Annotated in this window: 16 protein-coding genes; 8 read left to right on the top strand and 8 right to left on the bottom strand. The window is 63.3% G+C overall.

What is annotated here, in order from left to right:
• Positions 1-9 precede the first annotated feature (9 nt).
• Complete coding sequence (gene rsmI / locus ATN38_RS04235) at positions 10-840, top strand: 16S rRNA (cytidine(1402)-2'-O)-methyltransferase (protein ID WP_003946264.1); 831 nt, start codon at positions 10-12, stop codon at positions 838-840.
• Here rsmI and ATN38_RS04230 read toward each other — a convergent pair.
• Both ATN38_RS04230 and metG read right to left on the bottom strand, forming a co-directional pair.
• The gene (locus tag ATN38_RS04230) at positions 837-2084 is read right to left on the bottom strand and encodes a DUF2786 domain-containing protein (RefSeq protein ID WP_202425863.1); all 1248 of its coding nucleotides are present in this window, start codon (positions 2082-2084) and stop codon (positions 837-839) included. The genes rsmI and ATN38_RS04230 overlap by 4 nt on opposite strands.
• A gap of 81 nt (positions 2085-2165) precedes the next feature.
• Entirely contained in the window at positions 2166-3764 is a 1599-nt protein-coding gene (gene metG, locus ATN38_RS04225) for a methionine--tRNA ligase (RefSeq protein WP_003946248.1), read from the bottom strand.
• A gap of 21 nt (positions 3765-3785) precedes the next feature.
• On the opposite strand from metG, the gene ATN38_RS04220 reads away from it, so the two are divergent.
• The 3 genes from ATN38_RS04220 to ATN38_RS04210 all read left to right on the top strand — a co-directional run bounded on the left by ATN38_RS04220 (position 3786) and on the right by ATN38_RS04210 (position 5496).
• Complete coding sequence (locus ATN38_RS04220; protein WP_218747622.1) at positions 3786-4613, top strand: TatD family hydrolase; 828 nt, start codon at positions 3786-3788, stop codon at positions 4611-4613.
• Positions 4614-4690: 77 nt separating this feature from the next.
• Positions 4691-5074 carry a DUF6578 domain-containing protein gene (locus ATN38_RS04215; protein WP_218747621.1) on the top strand — a complete coding sequence of 128 codons (384 nt, stop codon included), beginning with the start codon at positions 4691-4693 and terminating at the stop codon, positions 5072-5074.
• The gene (locus ATN38_RS04210; RefSeq protein WP_218747620.1) at positions 5071-5496 is read left to right on the top strand and encodes a DUF6578 domain-containing protein; all 426 of its coding nucleotides are present in this window, start codon (positions 5071-5073) and stop codon (positions 5494-5496) included. The genes ATN38_RS04215 and ATN38_RS04210 overlap by 4 nt, the downstream gene beginning before the upstream one ends.
• A 36-nt stretch (positions 5497-5532) precedes the next feature.
• On the opposite strand, the gene ATN38_RS04205 is transcribed toward ATN38_RS04210, so the two are convergent.
• Positions 5533-6300 carry an amino acid ABC transporter ATP-binding protein gene (locus ATN38_RS04205; protein ID WP_003946239.1) on the bottom strand — a complete coding sequence of 256 codons (768 nt, stop codon included), beginning with the start codon at positions 6298-6300 and terminating at the stop codon, positions 5533-5535.
• A complete protein-coding gene (locus ATN38_RS04200; protein WP_003946214.1) occupies positions 6297-7745 on the bottom strand; it encodes an amino acid ABC transporter substrate-binding protein/permease in 1449 nt (482 codons plus the stop codon). Before ATN38_RS04200 ends, ATN38_RS04205 begins: the two co-directional genes overlap by 4 nt.
• 236 nt (positions 7746-7981) lie before the next feature.
• Between ATN38_RS04200 and ATN38_RS04195 the strand changes: the two genes are divergently transcribed.
• From ATN38_RS04195 to rsmA, 3 genes are read left to right on the top strand one after another with little or no spacing between them, the layout of a single operon-like run.
• Positions 7982-9106 carry a resuscitation-promoting factor gene (locus tag ATN38_RS04195; RefSeq protein ID WP_007729018.1) on the top strand — a complete coding sequence of 375 codons (1125 nt, stop codon included), beginning with the start codon at positions 7982-7984 and terminating at the stop codon, positions 9104-9106.
• 31 nt (positions 9107-9137) lie between these two features.
• A complete protein-coding gene (locus ATN38_RS04190; RefSeq protein WP_030536312.1) occupies positions 9138-10265 on the top strand; it encodes a resuscitation-promoting factor in 1128 nt (375 codons plus the stop codon).
• A 9-nt stretch (positions 10266-10274) separates the two neighbouring features.
• Positions 10275-11174 (top strand): 16S rRNA (adenine(1518)-N(6)/adenine(1519)-N(6))-dimethyltransferase RsmA, encoded by a 900-nt coding sequence (rsmA, locus tag ATN38_RS04185; protein ID WP_003946263.1) that lies wholly within the window; start codon positions 10275-10277, stop codon positions 11172-11174.
• A 58-nt stretch (positions 11175-11232) separates the two neighbouring features.
• Here the strand turns inward: rsmA and ATN38_RS04180 are convergent, their stop codons facing one another.
• Genes ATN38_RS04180 through ATN38_RS04170 form a run of 3 tightly spaced genes read right to left on the bottom strand, consistent with a single transcriptional unit; the run spans position 11233 to position 14625 of the window.
• Positions 11233-13494, bottom strand: coding sequence for a cation-translocating P-type ATPase (locus tag ATN38_RS04180; protein WP_003946240.1), 2262 nt, complete (start codon positions 13492-13494; stop codon positions 11233-11235).
• Entirely contained in the window at positions 13494-14408 is a 915-nt protein-coding gene (locus ATN38_RS04175) for a hypothetical protein (protein ID WP_007729015.1), read from the bottom strand. The genes ATN38_RS04180 and ATN38_RS04175 overlap by 1 nt, the downstream gene beginning before the upstream one ends.
• 7 nt (positions 14409-14415) lie before the next feature.
• On the bottom strand, positions 14416-14625 hold the full coding sequence (locus tag ATN38_RS04170) for a heavy-metal-associated domain-containing protein (RefSeq protein ID WP_003946267.1): 210 nt from the start codon (positions 14623-14625) through the stop codon (positions 14416-14418).
• Between the two features lie 314 nt (positions 14626-14939).
• Here ATN38_RS04170 and ATN38_RS04165 point away from each other — a divergent pair, with 314 nt between their 5' ends.
• Positions 14940-15143 carry a cold-shock protein gene (locus tag ATN38_RS04165; RefSeq protein ID WP_003946232.1) on the top strand — a complete coding sequence of 68 codons (204 nt, stop codon included), beginning with the start codon at positions 14940-14942 and terminating at the stop codon, positions 15141-15143.
• Positions 15144-15239: 96 nt separating this feature from the next.
• On the opposite strand, the gene ATN38_RS04160 is transcribed toward ATN38_RS04165, so the two are convergent.
• Positions 15240-16208: a YafY family protein gene (locus ATN38_RS04160; RefSeq protein ID WP_218747619.1), complete on the bottom strand. Its 969-nt coding sequence runs from the start codon at positions 16206-16208 to the stop codon at positions 15240-15242.
• Between the last annotated feature and the right edge of the window lie 37 nt (positions 16209-16245).

Genomic DNA, 16245 nt, shown 5'->3' with positions numbered 1-16245 from the left:
CTGTCAGGTATGACTGGTCGCTTGGTACTCGCCGCAACACCCATGGGAGATGTCGGTGACGCGTCTCCGCGTCTTCGGTCTGCTCTCGCAACCGCCGACGTCGTTGCTGCGGAGGACACACGACGCACCAAGTCTCTGGCGTCCGCGCTCGAGGTAACCATCACCGGGAAGATCGTCAGTTTCTACGATCAGGTCGAGATTTCCCGGCTGCCCGCGCTGGTCGCCGACGTCGCCGAAGGCAAGACCGTCCTGCTGGTCACGGACGCGGGCATGCCGTCGGTCAGCGATCCCGGATATCGCCTTGTCGCCGCCTGCGTAGCCGAGAACCTCGCCGTCACGTGCTTGCCCGGTCCGTCGGCGGTGACGACGGCGCTGGCACTCTCCGGATTGCCCGTCGAGCGGTTCTGCTTCGACGGGTTCCCGCCGCGTAAGCAGGGGCAGCGCAAGACGTGGCTCTCTGCCTTGGCAACCGAGCAGCGAGCGTGTGTGTTCTTCGAAGCGCCTCATCGCCTTGCCGACTGCCTCGCAGATGCGGTGGAAGTGCTCGGGCCGAATCGCCGCGCGGCTGTGTGCCGGGAATTGACCAAGACCTACGAGGAAGTGAAGCGCGGCACTCTCGGGGAGTTAGCTGCTTGGGCCGCCGAGGGCGTTCGCGGTGAGATCACGGTGGTGCTCGAAGGCGCAGTGCTGGTGGCATCTGATCCTGCCGATCTGGTCGACGAGGTGGAAAGGCTGGTCGAGGGGGGAGCACGATTGAAGGACGCGTGTGCTCTGGTCGCAACGGCCGGAGTCTCCAAGCGTGAGTTGTACGAGACGGTCCTGGCCGCTCGAAAGGACTAGCGGGAGCGGTTCACGGCGGGTGCGCCGGGACGCAGGTTGGCGTCGTCGGCTGCAGCCTGGCCGGCGTGCCAGCCTTCGGCGTCCACGGACCGTCCGCGAGTCTTGCGGGTTGTCGGGAACAATCGATCGAATTCGGCGTCGACGGCCTCGGATGTGGTGGCGAGGATCGGCAGAAGATCCGCGACGTCCATCGATGCCGCGTCGGCCGCTTCGGCGGTGGCTTTGGTGCCGGCGTCACGCAGGCGGTGTCCGATGCGGCTGGCGAACCCGGCCAGGAATCCCTTGCGGAACGAGGTGGTGCGTGAGCCGCCACGATTGCTCGAGTCGGCGAATTGCATTGCACGGGTTGCCTGTACGAGCAGGGAAGTGAACAGCATGTCGACTTGCTGAAGGTCGACCGGAGTGCCGACGACGGTCGCGAGTGCAATGTCGCTGAACCAGACAGTCCTGACTCGATTCGATTCGCCGATCTCGGTCAGGAGGTGAACCTTTTCCTTCACGTACGGGTTCTCGATGTGAATGCGTCGGGCATTGACGGATGTGTCGGTGACCCCGGCGCGACTGTGGAGCAGTGCGGAGTCGATCGCGTACCGGGTCATCAACTCCTGGGCCTTCGCGGTGAAAATCTCGGCTTCTTCCGCGAAGTTGGTTGCTTCCGCTTTGGCGAGTAGTCCACGAATTCGCTTGAGTACCTTGGCGTCGACCTCGGTATCGCCGACGCCGGCATAGCTGGTATCGGTGCGTTGCGACGGCCAGGTGGATGGTGGCGCGAGCAACACCGTCCACTGAGGTAGGCGCATCCACGATCGCGCGACGTCGACGATCTGCGAAACGAGGAAGTAGGGATCCTGGAACAGAAGGCCGGCCGCGAGGGAGCGAAAAACGTCGTCGTCCACGGTGATTCGAGAAGCGATGTGCCGAGACTTCGGATACTGCTCGCCGATTGTCTGCAACTGCCCCACCCATTCGAGCGGAGCGCGATCGGAGGCGCGCGACGCCTTCGCGTCGAACAGGATGGTGGTGGCGGCGAGATCGGCGTCGGACGCTTCTTTGCTTCGACGCGCCAGATGAATCAGATCCGCCGGCTGCCATCCGCGGTCGTACGCCGCGGACAGTTCGGAAACGAGATCTCGCACCGCGGAAACGGATTGAGGGCTGACCTCCTGAGTGGACACCCGCGCTCCGTTCCATGGCAGTGTCTGCGCCGAAGCGCTGGTTCGAATGTATGTTCTATTCGTCGTCATGGCTGGAGTGTGCACGTGGGGTCCGACACATCCGCCTGTAACCGGATATCTCGGACCCCACGTGCGGCACTCTCGCTTAGCTCATTCCTCGACGAAGCGGGGGAAAACTGGCGCCGGAGCAGGCAGTTTCCGGTTCGCGTCGATGCGAACCGCAATGTCGGCGAACTGCCGGTTCTCTTCGCTCTGGCCAAGCAGATCGAGGATGCGTGACGCCGCGTCGGGCATCACCGGCTGAACGAGAAGCCCGACGATACGGACCACTTCGAGCGTCACGTACAGAACCGTCGCCATGCGTGCCGGATCCGTCTTGCGCAGAACCCACGGTTCCTGCTTGGAGAAGTACCGGTTGGTCTCGCCGAGAACGCCCCAGATGGCTTCCAGTGCGAGATGCAGCGCCTGCACGTCGAACTCGCTGCGGCACTTGGCAAGCAGGGCATCCGCCGACGCCAGCATCGCCAGATCGTCCTCGGTGAACTCGCCGGGGGTCGGTACCTGGGCATCGCAGTTCTTCGCGACCATCGTCAGTGAACGCTGCGCGAGGTTGCCCAGTTCATTGGACAGGTCTGCATTCATACGCGTCACGATTGCTTCGTGGCTGTAGCTGCCGTCCTGGCCGTACGAGATCTCGCGGAGCAGGAAGAAACGGACCGCGTCGAGGCCGTACTGATCGACCATCGCGATGGGGTCGACGACGTTGCCGACCGACTTCGACATCTTCTCGCCCTTGTTGTACAAGAACCCGTGGACGAAGACCCGCTCCGGCAGTTCGATGCCGGCAGACATGAGGAACGCCGGCCAGTACACGGTATGGAAACGCGTGATGTCCTTGCCGATGATGTGCAGGCTCGCGGGCCAGAACTTCTCGAACTCCGCCGAGTCGACGTTCGGGTAACCCACGCCGGTCAGGTAGTTGGTGAGGGCGTCGACCCAGACGTACATGACGTGGTCGGGGTCTCCGGGAACCTCGACGCCCCAGTCGAACGTGGTGCGCGAGATCGACAGGTCCTTGAGGCCGCCCTTGACGAAGCTGACGATCTCGTTGCGACGAGTCGCGGGGGCAATGAACTCGGGATGCTCTTCGTACAGAGCAAGCAAACGGTCCTCGTAGGCCGAGAGACGGAAGGTGTAGTTGGACTCCTCGGTCCACTCCACCGGGGTGCCGGTCTCCGTCGACTGACGGGTGCCGTCGTCCAGAAGCGTGGTCTCGGCTTCGGTGTAGAAGGCCTCGTCACGAACCGAATACCACCCCGAGTAGGTGTCGAGGTAGATGTCGCCCGATGCGGCCATCTTTTCCCAGATCGCCTTGCTGGCGACCTGATGGTCGGCGTCGGTGGTACGGATGAACCGGTCGTACGAGATGTTCAGGACCTTGTCGAGGTTCTGGAACACGTCGGAGTTCCGAGCCGCGAGTTCGCGGACGTCGATGCCCTCTTTGATTGCTGTCTGCTGCATCTTCAGACCGTGCTCGTCGGTGCCGGTCATGAAGAACACTTCATGACCGTCCAACCGCTTGAAGCGGGCGAGCGCGTCCGAGGAGATGTACTCGTACGCGTGGCCGATGTGCGGAGCGCCGTTGGGATACGCGATCGCTGTCGTGATGTAGAACGGCGATCGTTCCGCGCCTTCCGGGGCAGCGGAGTCCGGGCGCGGGGTCTGGGAGGGTGAGGCAGGCACAGTCATGGTGGGCTTACTCTATCGGGCGTGAGCAAAGACCGTCCCGCCCCCGATGCCCCTGAGCCCTTGTCGCCTCTGATCGACGCACATACGCACCTCGACGCCTGTGGTGCGCACGACGCTGCGACCGTGGCCGAAATTGTCGATCGAGCCGAGGCCGTCGGCGTCGGACGGGTCGTCACGGTGGCCGACGACCTAGATGCCGCACGCTTTGCCGTCGACGCTGCGAACTGGGATTCGAGGGTCTACGCAGCCGTCGCAATCCATCCGACCAGGGCGAACGTCCTCGATGTCGATACCAGAGCTGAGGTAGAACGGTTGGCGTCCGATCCGCGGGTCGTCGCGGTGGGGGAGACCGGGCTGGATCTCTACTGGCCAGGCAAGCTCGAAGGGTGCGCCACCATCGAGGAGCAGGTCAACGGTTTCCGGTGGCACATCGACCTCGCGAAGCGTCTCGGTAAGACGCTGATGATTCACAATCGCGAAGCTGATCAGGACCTGCTGCGGGTGCTGCACGAGGAAGGCGCGCCGGAGACTGTGGTGTTCCACTGCTTCTCCTCGGATTCGGAGATGGCCCGTGCGTGCATCGACGCGGGCTACGTGTTGAGTTTCTCGGGAACCGTGAGTTTCAAGAATGCGAAGGCGCTGCGTGAGGCCGCGCTGTTGGTGCCCTCGGATCAGCTGATCGTCGAGACGGATGCGCCGTTCTTGACGCCGCACCCGTTCCGCGGTGCGCCCAACGAGTCGTACTGCCTGCCGTACACGGTGCGCGCACTCGCAGAGATCCGCAGCGAGGATCCGCAGGCGCTGGCAGCAGCGTCCACGGCGACAGCGGAGCGCGTCTACAAGCTCTGACGCTATGGTGGTCTGACAGGTAACTCCGCGCCCGGGATCGTCGTGTCCCGGTCCGTCTACTGCGCGGAGTATTTCAGATGAATGACTACAACGTGGTCACAGTCCGCATCGAAACGTGGGAATTCGAGTGCTGTGCACCGTTGCCGGTGGTCGGCGAAAAATCTGCGTGGGCTTTGCACCCCATACGTGAGTCGCTGTGGTTCGACGGGACGGTTCATGGAGGAATCTATCCCGACGACGTGGAACCTACGGCCGGGATCGTTCTCTCGATCCGACTCGAGCGCGGCGAGTTTGTCGAACAAGAACCCAGGCACTGGGTATTGGTACCTGGGAGCACCGATCACGTTCGAGTCGAGAAGGTCCCACGGTCTTTTCGCGGCATGTCGTCGCTGGTTGCCGGTTGTCGTGGCTGGATGGAGACGGCCGTTGTCGTCGAGCTTGCTCTTCCCGCGAGGGGATGAGGGCGCACAGCTTCACTGAGCCGACGCCGGTCGACTCTTCGGTCCGGATCGTCAGCGTTCATGTCGACGCGGTCGAAGTCGAGTGCTGCGGGCCGGTTCCGGTGGTCGGTGAACCATGCTCGTGGACATTGACACCGCGATCGCAGGACGACGATTTCGACGGTTGGGTTCACGGCGGGATGCCGGCGTCTGGAGTCGTGACCACCGGTGTGGTGCTCGGGATTCTCGTGGTCACGACGACGTACGAGGAAGTCGGAAGTCCACGCATGTGGTTGCCCGTCGAAGGTAGCGAGACCTATCGAAGGGTCGAGGCCAGTCCTCGGTGGTTCCGAAGGTTCGGCGACTTCGACTTCGAGCCGCAGAATCGGATCGAGACCGGGCTGGTCGTCGAATTGGCCACCACCCGTGCGCCTTTCCGGTAGTCCCCGCTACCAAAAAGGCGCACAGGGGGCTTGCCCCTAGAGAACCTTCGCCAGGAAGTCCTGGGTGCGCTGCTGCTGGGGGTTGCCGAACAGACTCTCCGGCTTACCTTCTTCGACGATGTATCCGTCGGCCATGAAGATGACTCGGTCGGAAACCTCACGGGCGAAGCCCATCTCGTGGGTCACGACGACCATGGTCATGCCCTGCTTGGCGAGGTCGCGCAGCACCTGCAGAACCTCACCCACCATTTCGGGGTCGAGGGCGCTGGTGGCCTCGTCGAAGAGCATGATGTCCGGACTCATCGCGAGTGCGCGGGCGATGGCAACGCGCTGCTTCTGCCCACCGGACAGGCTGGCGGGCTTGGCATCTGCCTTCTCCGCGAGACCGACCTGGCCGAGCAGTTTGACGGCGATCTCGCGAGCTTGCTCCTTGGTCGATCGCCCGGTCTGCACCGGAGCGAGCATCACGTTTTCGACGACGCTCATGTGGGGGAACAGGTTGAAGTGCTGGAACACCATCCCGATGTGCTGGCGCACCTTGTCGATGTCGACATCCTTGTTCGTGAGGTCGAACTGGTCGACGCGCACGGATCCGGCGGTGATGTCTTCGAGGCGGTTGAGGCAACGCAGGAAGGTCGACTTGCCGGAACCGGAAGGCCCGATGACGCAGACCACTTCACCGCTCTTGATGTCGACGTCCAGGCCCTTGAGGACCTCGTTGTCGCCGAACGACTTCTTCAGTCCCTTGACCGAAATCTTGACCTCGGTGGCGGACTTGCCCATGTTGACGGCTGTTTCGGTCACTTGTTGATCCTCTTCTCGAGGCGGTTCGACAGCTTGGTGAGCGCCATGATGATGATGAAGTACATGACGCCGATGATCAGCCACATGTTGAACGACTGGAAGTTGCGCGCGATGATGATGCGCCCTGTCTGAGTGAGCTCGGCGAGTCCGATGACCGACAGGATCGACGTGTCCTTGAGGGTGATCACGAACTGGTTGATGTACGACGGGATCATCGTGCGAATTGCCTGCGGCATGATGACTTTTCGCATCGACTTCATGTAGCTGATGCCCAGGCTTCGTGACGCCTCCATCTGTCCCTTGTCGACGGACAGGATGCCGCCGCGGACGATTTCAGCCATGTACGCGCCGGCGTTGAGCGAGAGCGTGATGATGCCTGCGGTGAAGGCGGACATCTGGAAATGCAGGGCTGCCGGGATGCCGAAGTAGATGAAGAATGCCTGCACCAACAGCGGTGTGCCGCGGAAGATGTCGACGTAGGTTGTGCCTATACCTCGGACGAACATGTTGGTGGACACGCGGCAGAGACCGAAGATCGCGCCTAGGACCAGAGCGATCGCGATCGAGACGACGGAGAGAACGATCGTCAACCACAGGCCCTTGAGAAGCTGCGGGTAGGTGCTCTTGATCAAGCCGATGATGGAGTTGTCCGACGTCGACGCGCCCTGACCGAGGTAGGTCGAGACGATTTCGTCGTACTGGCCGTCGTCGCGCAGGTTCTGCAGTCCGGCGTTGAACATCTGGAGCAGTTCGGCGTTCTGGCCCTTGTTGACTGCGAAGCCGTAGCTCGCGCCCACCTCTTTTTCGGTGACCGTCTTGAGGCCGTTGCCCTGTGTGATGCCGTAGGCGAGGACGGGGTAGTCGTCGAAGACTGCGACGGAGTTCCCGGTGCGGACCTCGTCGTACATGCTGGCGGAGTCGGCGAAATAGACTGTGGTGAAGCCGTATTGGTCCTTGATGGACTCGGCGAAGCTGGCGCCCTCGGTGCCGTTCTTGACGGCGACGCGCTTGCCCCTCAGATCCTCGTACGACTTCACGTCGTTGTCGGTCTCGAGGACCGCCATCTGCACGCCCGACTCGAAGTACGGGTCGGAGAAGTCGAACACCTGCTTGCGGGCGTCGGTGATGGACATACCCGCGATGACGCCGTCCGCCTGCCCGGCCTGCACGGCCTGAAGGGCCGCGTCGAAGCCGAGCTGCTTGATGTCGACCTTGAAGCCTTGGTCCTCGGCGATCGCATTGAGCAGGTCGATGTCGATGCCGACGAGTTTGCCGTCTTCGTTCTCGAATTCGAACGGGGCGAATGTCAGATCGGTGGCGATCGTGTAGGTGCGGCCGGGTTGCGCGCTCGCGATTCCGGGGGCGAACAGCGCTGCGATCAGCGCCAGCAGGATGGCCAGGATCGGCCACCTGGCATTACGTGGTCTGTCGAATCTTCTTCGCACTATCGCCCAGCTTTCTTCTGTCGCGCCCGGGATCGCCGGACTGCTTTGAACCAGACGAGAACATACTGCGCCCAGAGCTGAATCGATACACGGGTATCGGAGCCGGAAAGTGCAGAACACACGACACGCCGTTGCCGTTCCGTGACAAAAGTCGCATTTCGTTGTGATTTGGTTGCCGATACAACGCTCGGTCGTTACCGTATTGTGATCGAACGTCGTCTGCCTTGGGATTTCCTGTGTCGCCTTTTGCCAAGATCAACTCCACGAAGTCACCACTTCTCTATTCAGTGGTGGGTGCGTTGCTTCTGACGCTCATCGTCGGGGGTGCGCTCGCCGTGGTTCGGCACAAGACGATCACCCTCGATGTCGACGGCGACATGATTTCGCTGTCCACGATGTCGAGCAGCGTCGGTACCGCTCTCGAGGACGCCGGATACCCGGTCGATCCCAAGGACGCGCTCGCACCCAGTGCCGATTCCTCCCTGTCCGATGGCGATACCGTCGTACTGCGCCGTGCCCGTGAGTTGGCTCTGACCGTCGACGGTCAGCCGACCACCATCTGGACCACCGCATTGACGGTCGACGAGGCATTGAAGCAGGTAGATGTTTCCGACGACTTCGCAGTCTCGGCTTCGCGCTCGCATCGTCTGCCGCTCGAACGGACCGAGCTCGACGTCGTCAGCCCGAAGACCGTCAGCGTCAGCGACGGTGGCGCTCCCGCGGCGGAGGTCAAGCTCGCCGCCGTGACCGTCGGCGATCTTCTCGCGGCCAAGAATGCGCCGCTCGAGCAGGCCGACTCGGTGGTTCCCACCGCCGAGACACCCGTTACCAACGGCCTGACCATCCAGGTCACGCGCGACCGCACGGACACTCGCGTCGAGACGCAGCCGATCGCGCCGCCGGAGAACAAGGTCGAAGATCCCGAGCTGGAGAAGGACAAGACCGTCGTCGAGAACCCGGGTGTTCCGGGTGAGCGCACGGCCACTGTCGAGGTCAAGACCGTCAACGGCGTCGAGGCCGGACGAACCGAACTGTCCGCGACCGTGATCAAGGAACCGGTCGCAGCAGTGGTGAAGGTCGGTACCAAGCAGGCTTCCGCTCCCGCTGTGTCCAACGCGTCGACGTGGGATGCCATTGCTCAGTGCGAGGCGACCGGAAACTGGGCCATCAACACCGGCAACGGTTTCTACGGAGGACTTCAGTTCACCCAGAGCACCTGGGAAGCATTCGGCGGCGGTCAGTACGCAGCTCGCGCCGACCTCGCATCACGTGAACAGCAGATCGCGATCGGCGAGAAGGTCCGCGCCGGTCAGGGCTGGGGTGCTTGGCCGTCCTGCACCAGCAAATTGGGCCTGCGCTGACGCGCTCACACCTCACAGAACACAGGAACCGATGTCACCGTTCGCCAAGATCAACTCGACCAGGTCGCCGTTGTTGTACTCGGCGATCGCCGCTCTTCTCCTGACGGTTCTCGTGGGTGGTGTTCTGGCCGTCGTCCGGCACAAGACCATCACTCTCGATGTCGACGGTGAGCAGATTCGCCTGAGCACCATGTCGACCAACGTCGACGGCGCTCTCGAGGACGCGGGCTACCCGATCGGTGACAAGGATGCAGTTGCTCCCGCGGCCGACGCTTCGCTGTCCGACGGCGACACCGTGGTGCTCCGTCGTGCCCGTGAGATCACGCTGACGGTCGACGGTCAGCCGCAGAAGCTCTGGACCACTGCCTTGACCGTCGACGACGCGTTGAAGCAGTTGGACGTCGCGGCGGATGTGCACGTGTCGGCTTCGCGCTCGCAGCGTCTTCCGCTGGACGGCGCCGCGCTCGACGTGCTGACACCGGTCGTCGCAAAACTGGTCGACGGCGCAAACGCGGCAGCAGACGTGCGTATCGCGGCGCCGACGGTCGGGGAGTTCCTTACCGCCAACGGCACTCCGCTCGAGCAGTCGGACACGGTGGTTCCCGCCGCCGACGCTCCACTGACCGAGGGCCTGGAGGTCACGGTGACGCGCAACCGCACCGAGAACAAGGTCGAGACCTTGCCGCTCGATCCGCCGGATCAGCGCATCGAGGATCCGACGATGAACCAGAGTCGCACGATCGTCGAGAACCCGGGCGTGCCCGGTGTGCGTGACGTGACGTTCGCCGTGAATCTCGTCAACGGTGTCGAAGCCGGACGTGCCCAGGTCGCGGAGACGATCACCACACCGGCGCAGCCGAAGGTCGTGCGTGTCGGAACGAAGCCGGGCACCGAGGTGCCGCCCGTGGAGAACGGTTCGACGTGGGATGCGCTCGCACAGTGCGAGGCCACCGGTAACTGGGCCATCAACACCGGCAACGGTTTCTACGGCGGCGTGCAGTTCGATCAGAACACCTGGGAACGACAGGGCGGGTTGAAGTATGCGCCCCGCGCCGACCTCGCCACCCGTGAAGAACAGATCGCGATTGCGACACAGACCCAGCGCACTCAGGGCTGGGGCGCATGGCCGTCGTGCTCGGGTCGCCTCGGACTGGGATAAGTTCTACTGGTGTCAGACGCCGAACAATCGAACGAACCCATCGCTACTCCGCGCGGGCAGGCAGCCCTGCTCGGTCCGGTCGAGGTGCGCGCTCTTGCCGAGGAATTCGGTGTCCGGCCCACGAAACAGTTGGGGCAGAACTTCGTTCACGACGCCAATACCGTGAGGCGCATCGTCACCACGGCAGGCGTGACACGTGACGACGTCGTTCTCGAGGTAGGGCCTGGTCTCGGTTCGCTGACGATGGCGCTGATGGACGTGGTCGATCGGGTCATCGCGGTCGAGATCGATCCCAACCTCGCGGCTCGCCTGCCGAAGACGGTGGCCGAGCGAGCGCCGGAACTGGCCGATCGCCTGACCGTCGTCGAAGCCGACGCGATGCGTGTGCTGCCTTCGCAGATTCCCGGCGAGCCGACCGCGCTTGTCGCGAACCTGCCGTACAACGTCGCGGTGCCGGTGCTGTTGCATCTGTTCGCATCGCTCCCGAGTCTGCGGACCGCGCTCGTGATGGTGCAAGCCGAGGTTGCCGATCGCCTGGCGGCTGATCCGGGAAGCAAGATCTACGGCGTTCCCAGCGTCAAGGCCAACTTCTTCGGCGAGGTTCGCCGCGCCGGTGCCGTCGGACGCAACGTGTTCTGGCCGGTGCCGAAGGTGGAATCAGGTCTGGTTCGTATCGACCGGTATGCGGAGCCGCCGTGGCCGATGGACGAGAAACACCGCAAGCAGGTTTTTGCGGCGATCGACGCCGCATTCGCGCAGCGCCGCAAGACTTTGCGTGCCGCGCTCAGCGGTTGGGCAGGTTCGCCTGCCGAGGCCGAACGACGGCTCCTCGCTGCCGGCATCGAGCCACAGACGCGTGGTGAGATGCTCGACGCAGCAGCCTTCGTTCGGCTGGCTGGAGGCGAATAGTCCCGTGCGCGGTTAAGGAGTGCAGGGACTCCCTAACCGCGCACAGGGGCTTGCCCCCTTATTTGAACCGCCGCAACCTCAGGCTGTTGCTCACCACGAACACACTGCTGAATGCCATTGCGGCACCGGCGAGCATCGGGTTGAGCAGGCCGGCCGCAGCCAGCGGGATCGCAGCCGTGTTGTAGGCGAATGCCCAGAACAGGTTGCCCTTGATGGTCTTGAGCGTCTTGCGGGACAGTCGAATTGCATCGGCTGCCGACCGCAGGTCACCTCGCACCAGAGTGATGTCGCTGGCCTCGATCGCAACGTCGGTACCCGTGCCCATCGCCAGGCCGAGATCGGCCTGAGCCAGGGCTGCCGCGTCGTTCACGCCGTCGCCGACCATGGCCACGACGCGTCCTTCCGCCTGCAGTTTCTTGACGGCGTCGACCTTGTCCGCAGGCATGACCTCGGCGAAGACGGTGCTGATCCCGACCTGATCCGCGACAGTGCGAGCAACGGTGGCGTTGTCACCGGTCAGCAGAACCGGTTCGAGGCCGAGTGCTTTCAACTGCGCGATTGCTTCGGCGCTCGTGTCCTTGACCGCGTCGGCGATCACGAGGATGCCGTGCGCCTTGCCGTCCCAGCCCACCGCGATTGCGGTGCGCCCGGCCTTCTCTGCTGCAGCCTTCGCCTCGCGGAGATTTTCCGGCAACGGCATCGACCAGTCGGCGAGCAGCGCGTCTCGGCCCGCGACGACTGCGTGACCGTCGACCATTCCCTGCACGCCGCGCCCGGCGACGTTCACGAAATCCTCGACCGTAGGCAATTCGCCCACAGCTTCGGTCGCACCCTTCGCGATCGCTGCGGCGATGGGGTGCTCGGAGCGATGTTCGAGTGCGCCCGCCAGCCGAAGGACCTCGTCGACGGTTGTTCCTTCGCCCACCACGGTGTCCAGCAATGTCATCTGACCGGTGGTGACGGTTCCCGTCTTGTCGAGCACGACGGTGTCGACTGCGCGCGTCGATTCGAGCACCTCGGGTCCCTTGATGAGGATTCCCATCTGAGCTCCGCGACCCGTGCCCACCAACAGGGCTGTGGGCGTTGCCAATCCGAGGGCACAGGGGCACGCGATGATCAGCACGGCGACCGCAGCGGTGAAGGCCATCTCGATAGGGTTACCGGTACCGAGCCAGTAGCCCAGTGTCGCAACGGCAATCGCGATGACGACCGGTACGAAGATACCGGCGATCCGATCGGCGAGGCGCTGAACTTCGGCCTTGCCGTTCTGGGCGTCTTCGACCAGTGCCGCCATCTGGGCGAGTTGGGTGTCGCTCCCGACCCGGGTTGCCTCGACGGTCAAGGTTCCACCGACGTTGACGGTGGCGCCGACGACAGTGTCCCCGACACCGACTTCCTCAGGCACGGATTCACCCGTCAACATGCTCATGTCGACGGCTGAGCGGCCCTCGGTGATGATGCCGTCGGTGGCGATCTTCTCGCCGGGCCGGACGATGAAGGAGTCGCCCGCTGCCAGTTCTTCGGCGGGGATTCGTACTTCGACGCCGTTGCGCAATACCGCGACGTCTTTTGCACCGAGCTCCATGAGTGCGCGTAGTGCGGCGCCGGACGTGCGCTTGGACTTGTGCTCGAAGTAGCGTCCGGCCAGCACGAACGTGATGACGCCCGCGGCAACTTCGAGGTAGATGTTGGCGCTGCCGTCCATCCGGTCGACCGTCAGCCGGAAGGCGTGCTTCATACCGGCTTCGCCCGCAGTGCCGAAGAACAGTGCGTAGAGCGACCAGACGAAGGCCGAGATGGTGCCCAGCGAGATGAGCGTGTCCATCGTGGCCGCGCCGTGACGCAGGTTCACCCAGGCAGCCCGGTGGAAGGGGAGGGCCGCCCACACGATGACCGGTGCGGCCAGCGTGAGGGAGAGCCACTGCCAGTTGTCGAACTGCAGCGCAGGAATCATTGCCATAGCGATGACCGGCACGGAGAGCAGAGTCGAGATGATCAGGCGGGTACGAAGCTCGCGCAGATCACGATCCTGCGGGGTTTCCGCATCCGGGTCGACGGTGTCCGGTGCGCTGGGCGGTTTGGGGAGCGCGGCGGAATAGCCGGCATTCTCGACGGCAGTGACCAGATCTTCGACGGGCACCCCGTCCGGGAAGGTGACCTTGGCCTTTTCCGTCGCGTAGTTGACGGTGGCTGTGACGCCGTCGATCTTGTTGAGCTTCTTCTCGATTCGTGACGCGCAGGAGGCGCAGGTCATCCCGGTGATCGCGAGTTCGACGCTGCTCGAGTTGGCAGCATTGTCGACCGCAGTCGGTGACGTCATCAGTGCCCTCCCTCGTGATTGTCTGGAACTGAAGCCGTGGAAGTGCCTGCATCAACAGTGAATTCGGCGGTCCGAACCACGCCTTCGTGCTGGAAGTCGAGGAACAGCCGGTATGTGCCTTCGCTCGGTGCCTGTGCGTGGAAGGAAATGTCCGGACCAGGAGCTGTGACGCCGTCGCCTGGCTCGCCTTCGGGGTGCACGTGCAGGTAGGCGAGGTCGCCGGTGCGCAGGGCAACGAGGTGACCGAAGGCACCGAGGTACGGATCGAGATCGGTGACCGGGGCTCCGTCGCGAGCAACGCTCAGCGTGATCGGGCCGCCGGCAGTGGTCAGATCACCGTCGAGAGTCACGGTGTATCCGTCGACGGTTGCGGTCGCGCTCTTCGCAGGTAGCGGCGCAGGAGTGAATTCGCCTGCCACGTCGAAGTTTCGGCCGAGTGTCAGTTGGGTGCCGTCGGTGGGATCGAAGTCCGCGAAGACTCGGTAGGTGCCGGCGGCGGGCCAGGCCCAGTCGATCGACCAGGTGCCGTCTGCAGCGAGGGACGGATGTACGTGGCGGAATTCGCTGGTGTCGTTTCGGACGACAATGAGGTGGAGTTTCTTCTCGTGCAGGAGGTCGAAATCGACGACGGGCGTGTTGGTGTCGTCGAGAATCCGGAAGGTCAAGGTTCCCGGCTCCCCAGCTCGACCGGGTGCGGTCACATCGGTGAGTGTGTATCCGCCGGAGGAGACTTCGAGACCTGCAGGTGTTGCCGAATCCATGCCTGGCATCGATTCGGTGGTTGATTCGTGGGTGCTGTGCTGGGTGGTGGACATGTCTATCGGGCTTCCGATTGCGGCCCCCACGCCGAGGGCGGCGCCGAAGACGGCGACCAGCCCTACGGCGTAGGCGGCAAGTGTTGTCGAGGTGCGCACGGCTGACTCAGCTTGGTACGACTGCGTAGCCGGCTTCGTCGACTGCTGCGACGACGTCGGCTGCGGAGACGGGAGCATCGCTGGTGACAACGACGCGTCCGCTCGCCAGTTCGACATCCACCGCGGTTACTCCCGCGATGTTGCCGATCTCTTCCTTGACGGATCCGACGCAGTGTCCGCAGGTCATTCCGGAAACGGTGTATTCGGCGGTGGTCATCGCAGATCCCTTCGGTTGTGGAAAGCCTATTTTACGGATACCCGGTGTAGGTATCGCTCTGCAATCGAAGGTACCCCCAGGGGGTATGCCTGTCAACGGGCTGGGCAGTGATGAAGGCCTCAAGGAAGACAACACGGCGGATGTGTGGTCTACTTGTGTTGGTCGTAAGTGTTTGTGTTTGTGTTTCCACGCTCGCAAATGGTTAGGTTGCGAGCGTTTGGACATCCTCCACGGATTTGTCTCAGAACGGTCGTAGTAAGTGACCCGGGCGGTCGAAGCGACTGCCTGTTGACACTGTGTTAGAGGAGATTTACATGGCAGAGGGCATCGTGAAGTGGTTCAACTCCGAGAAGGGGTTCGGCTTCATCGCTCCCGAAGACGGCAGTGCTGACGTCTTCGTTCACTACTCCGAGATCCAGAGTGGCGGCTTCCGCACTCTCGAGGAGAACCAGCGCGTGGCGTTCGAGATCGGTCAGGGCAACAAGGGCCCGCAGGCCACCGGCGTTACCATCGTCTAAGACGTCCATGTGAGTCGGGCAACCGACGCATGACGTACTGACAAGACCCCAACTCTTCGGAGTTGGGGTCTTGTTGTATTTGGGTGAAAAACGCTGTCATGCATCGAGATACCGCTGAGTGGCGACTGCCGTTTCCGCCGCGATCGTGCGGCATTCCTCGCGGAGTTCAGGTGGATTCACAACGGTGAAATCGACGTCGAAAGCTCTGAGCCAGTGTGCGATCGATCGCAGAGAAGTGCCCGAAAGCACTATGACGCAACGCCCTTCGTCGGTGGACTCCACCGATCCCCACTGTTCGTTGACCATGGGTTCTATCTGCTCGATGGGTGCATGCAGTAGAACTGTTGCGCGCGTGGAGGAATAGGCCCGAGCGACACCGCGGGAAACGAAGTCTGCTGCACCGCCGGCGGGTAGTTCCCGCGGCACGAATCGTGGGCCGGTGGGGATCTTGGGTTCCATTCTGTCTACGCGAAATGATCGCCAGTCGTCGCGAGCGAGATCCCAGGCCACCAGATACCACCGGACACCCGACCGTACGAGCCGGTACGGTTCCACCTCGCGCCGGCTCTGGGTGCCGTCGTGAGTGCTGTAGTCGAATCGCAGGCGTTCGTGGTTGTGGCACACCGACGCGATGGCGGACAAGACCGACGCATCGACTGCGCTCGCGGCGGGCTCGCGTGGCACGACATCGATCGACAGCGACTCCAGACGGTGTCGCAGCCTCGACGGCATGATCTGCCGCAGCTTCGCCAGCGCGCGCATCGAGGCCTCGCCGATGCCGACCACCGAGCCGGTCGCTCCGGACTGCAGTGAAAGTGCCACCGCGAGCACTTCTTCGTCATCGAGCTGTAGCGGGGGCATCTCCGCGCCCGCTCCCAGGCGATATCCGCCACCGACTCCGACTGTCGCGTCGACCGGGTAGCCGAGATCGCGGAGGCGGTCCACGTCACGTCTGACTGTGCGCGGGGTGATCGCGAGTTTGTCCGCGAGTTCGGCACCGGACCAGTCTCGACGCGTCTGGAGCAGTGACAGCAACCGCAGTAGGCGAGCCGATGTCTCCTTCATGGCCAGAAGTCTGCCAAACATTTAGGACCCAATGCGT

Source organism: Rhodococcus sp. FH8 (assembly GCF_019266085.1).
Lineage (GTDB): Bacteria > Actinomycetota > Actinomycetes > Mycobacteriales > Mycobacteriaceae > Rhodococcus_F > Rhodococcus_F qingshengii.
This window is presented reverse-complemented; position numbering and strand designations above follow the sequence as displayed.

Excerpts from the sequence above, each read along its gene's own strand:
- rsmI (WP_003946264.1), top strand. The coding sequence starts at position 10 with ATGACTGGTCGCTTGGTACTCGCCGCAACACCCATGGGAGATGTCGGT.
- ATN38_RS04230 (WP_202425863.1), bottom strand. The coding sequence starts at position 2,084 with ATGACGACGAATAGAACATACATTCGAACCAGCGCTTCGGCGCAGACA.
- metG (WP_003946248.1), bottom strand. The coding sequence starts at position 3,764 with ATGACTGTGCCTGCCTCACCCTCCCAGACCCCGCGCCCGGACTCCGCT.
- ATN38_RS04215 (WP_218747621.1), top strand. The coding sequence starts at position 4,691 with ATGAATGACTACAACGTGGTCACAGTCCGCATCGAAACGTGGGAATTC.
- ATN38_RS04210 (WP_218747620.1), top strand. The coding sequence starts at position 5,071 with ATGAGGGCGCACAGCTTCACTGAGCCGACGCCGGTCGACTCTTCGGTC.
- ATN38_RS04190 (WP_030536312.1), top strand. The coding sequence starts at position 9,138 with ATGTCACCGTTCGCCAAGATCAACTCGACCAGGTCGCCGTTGTTGTAC.
- ATN38_RS04180 (WP_003946240.1), bottom strand. The coding sequence starts at position 13,494 with ATGACGTCACCGACTGCGGTCGACAATGCTGCCAACTCGAGCAGCGTC.
- ATN38_RS04170 (WP_003946267.1), bottom strand. The coding sequence starts at position 14,625 with ATGACCACCGCCGAATACACCGTTTCCGGAATGACCTGCGGACACTGC.
- ATN38_RS04165 (WP_003946232.1), top strand. The coding sequence starts at position 14,940 with ATGGCAGAGGGCATCGTGAAGTGGTTCAACTCCGAGAAGGGGTTCGGC.
- ATN38_RS04160 (WP_218747619.1), bottom strand. The coding sequence starts at position 16,208 with ATGAAGGAGACATCGGCTCGCCTACTGCGGTTGCTGTCACTGCTCCAG.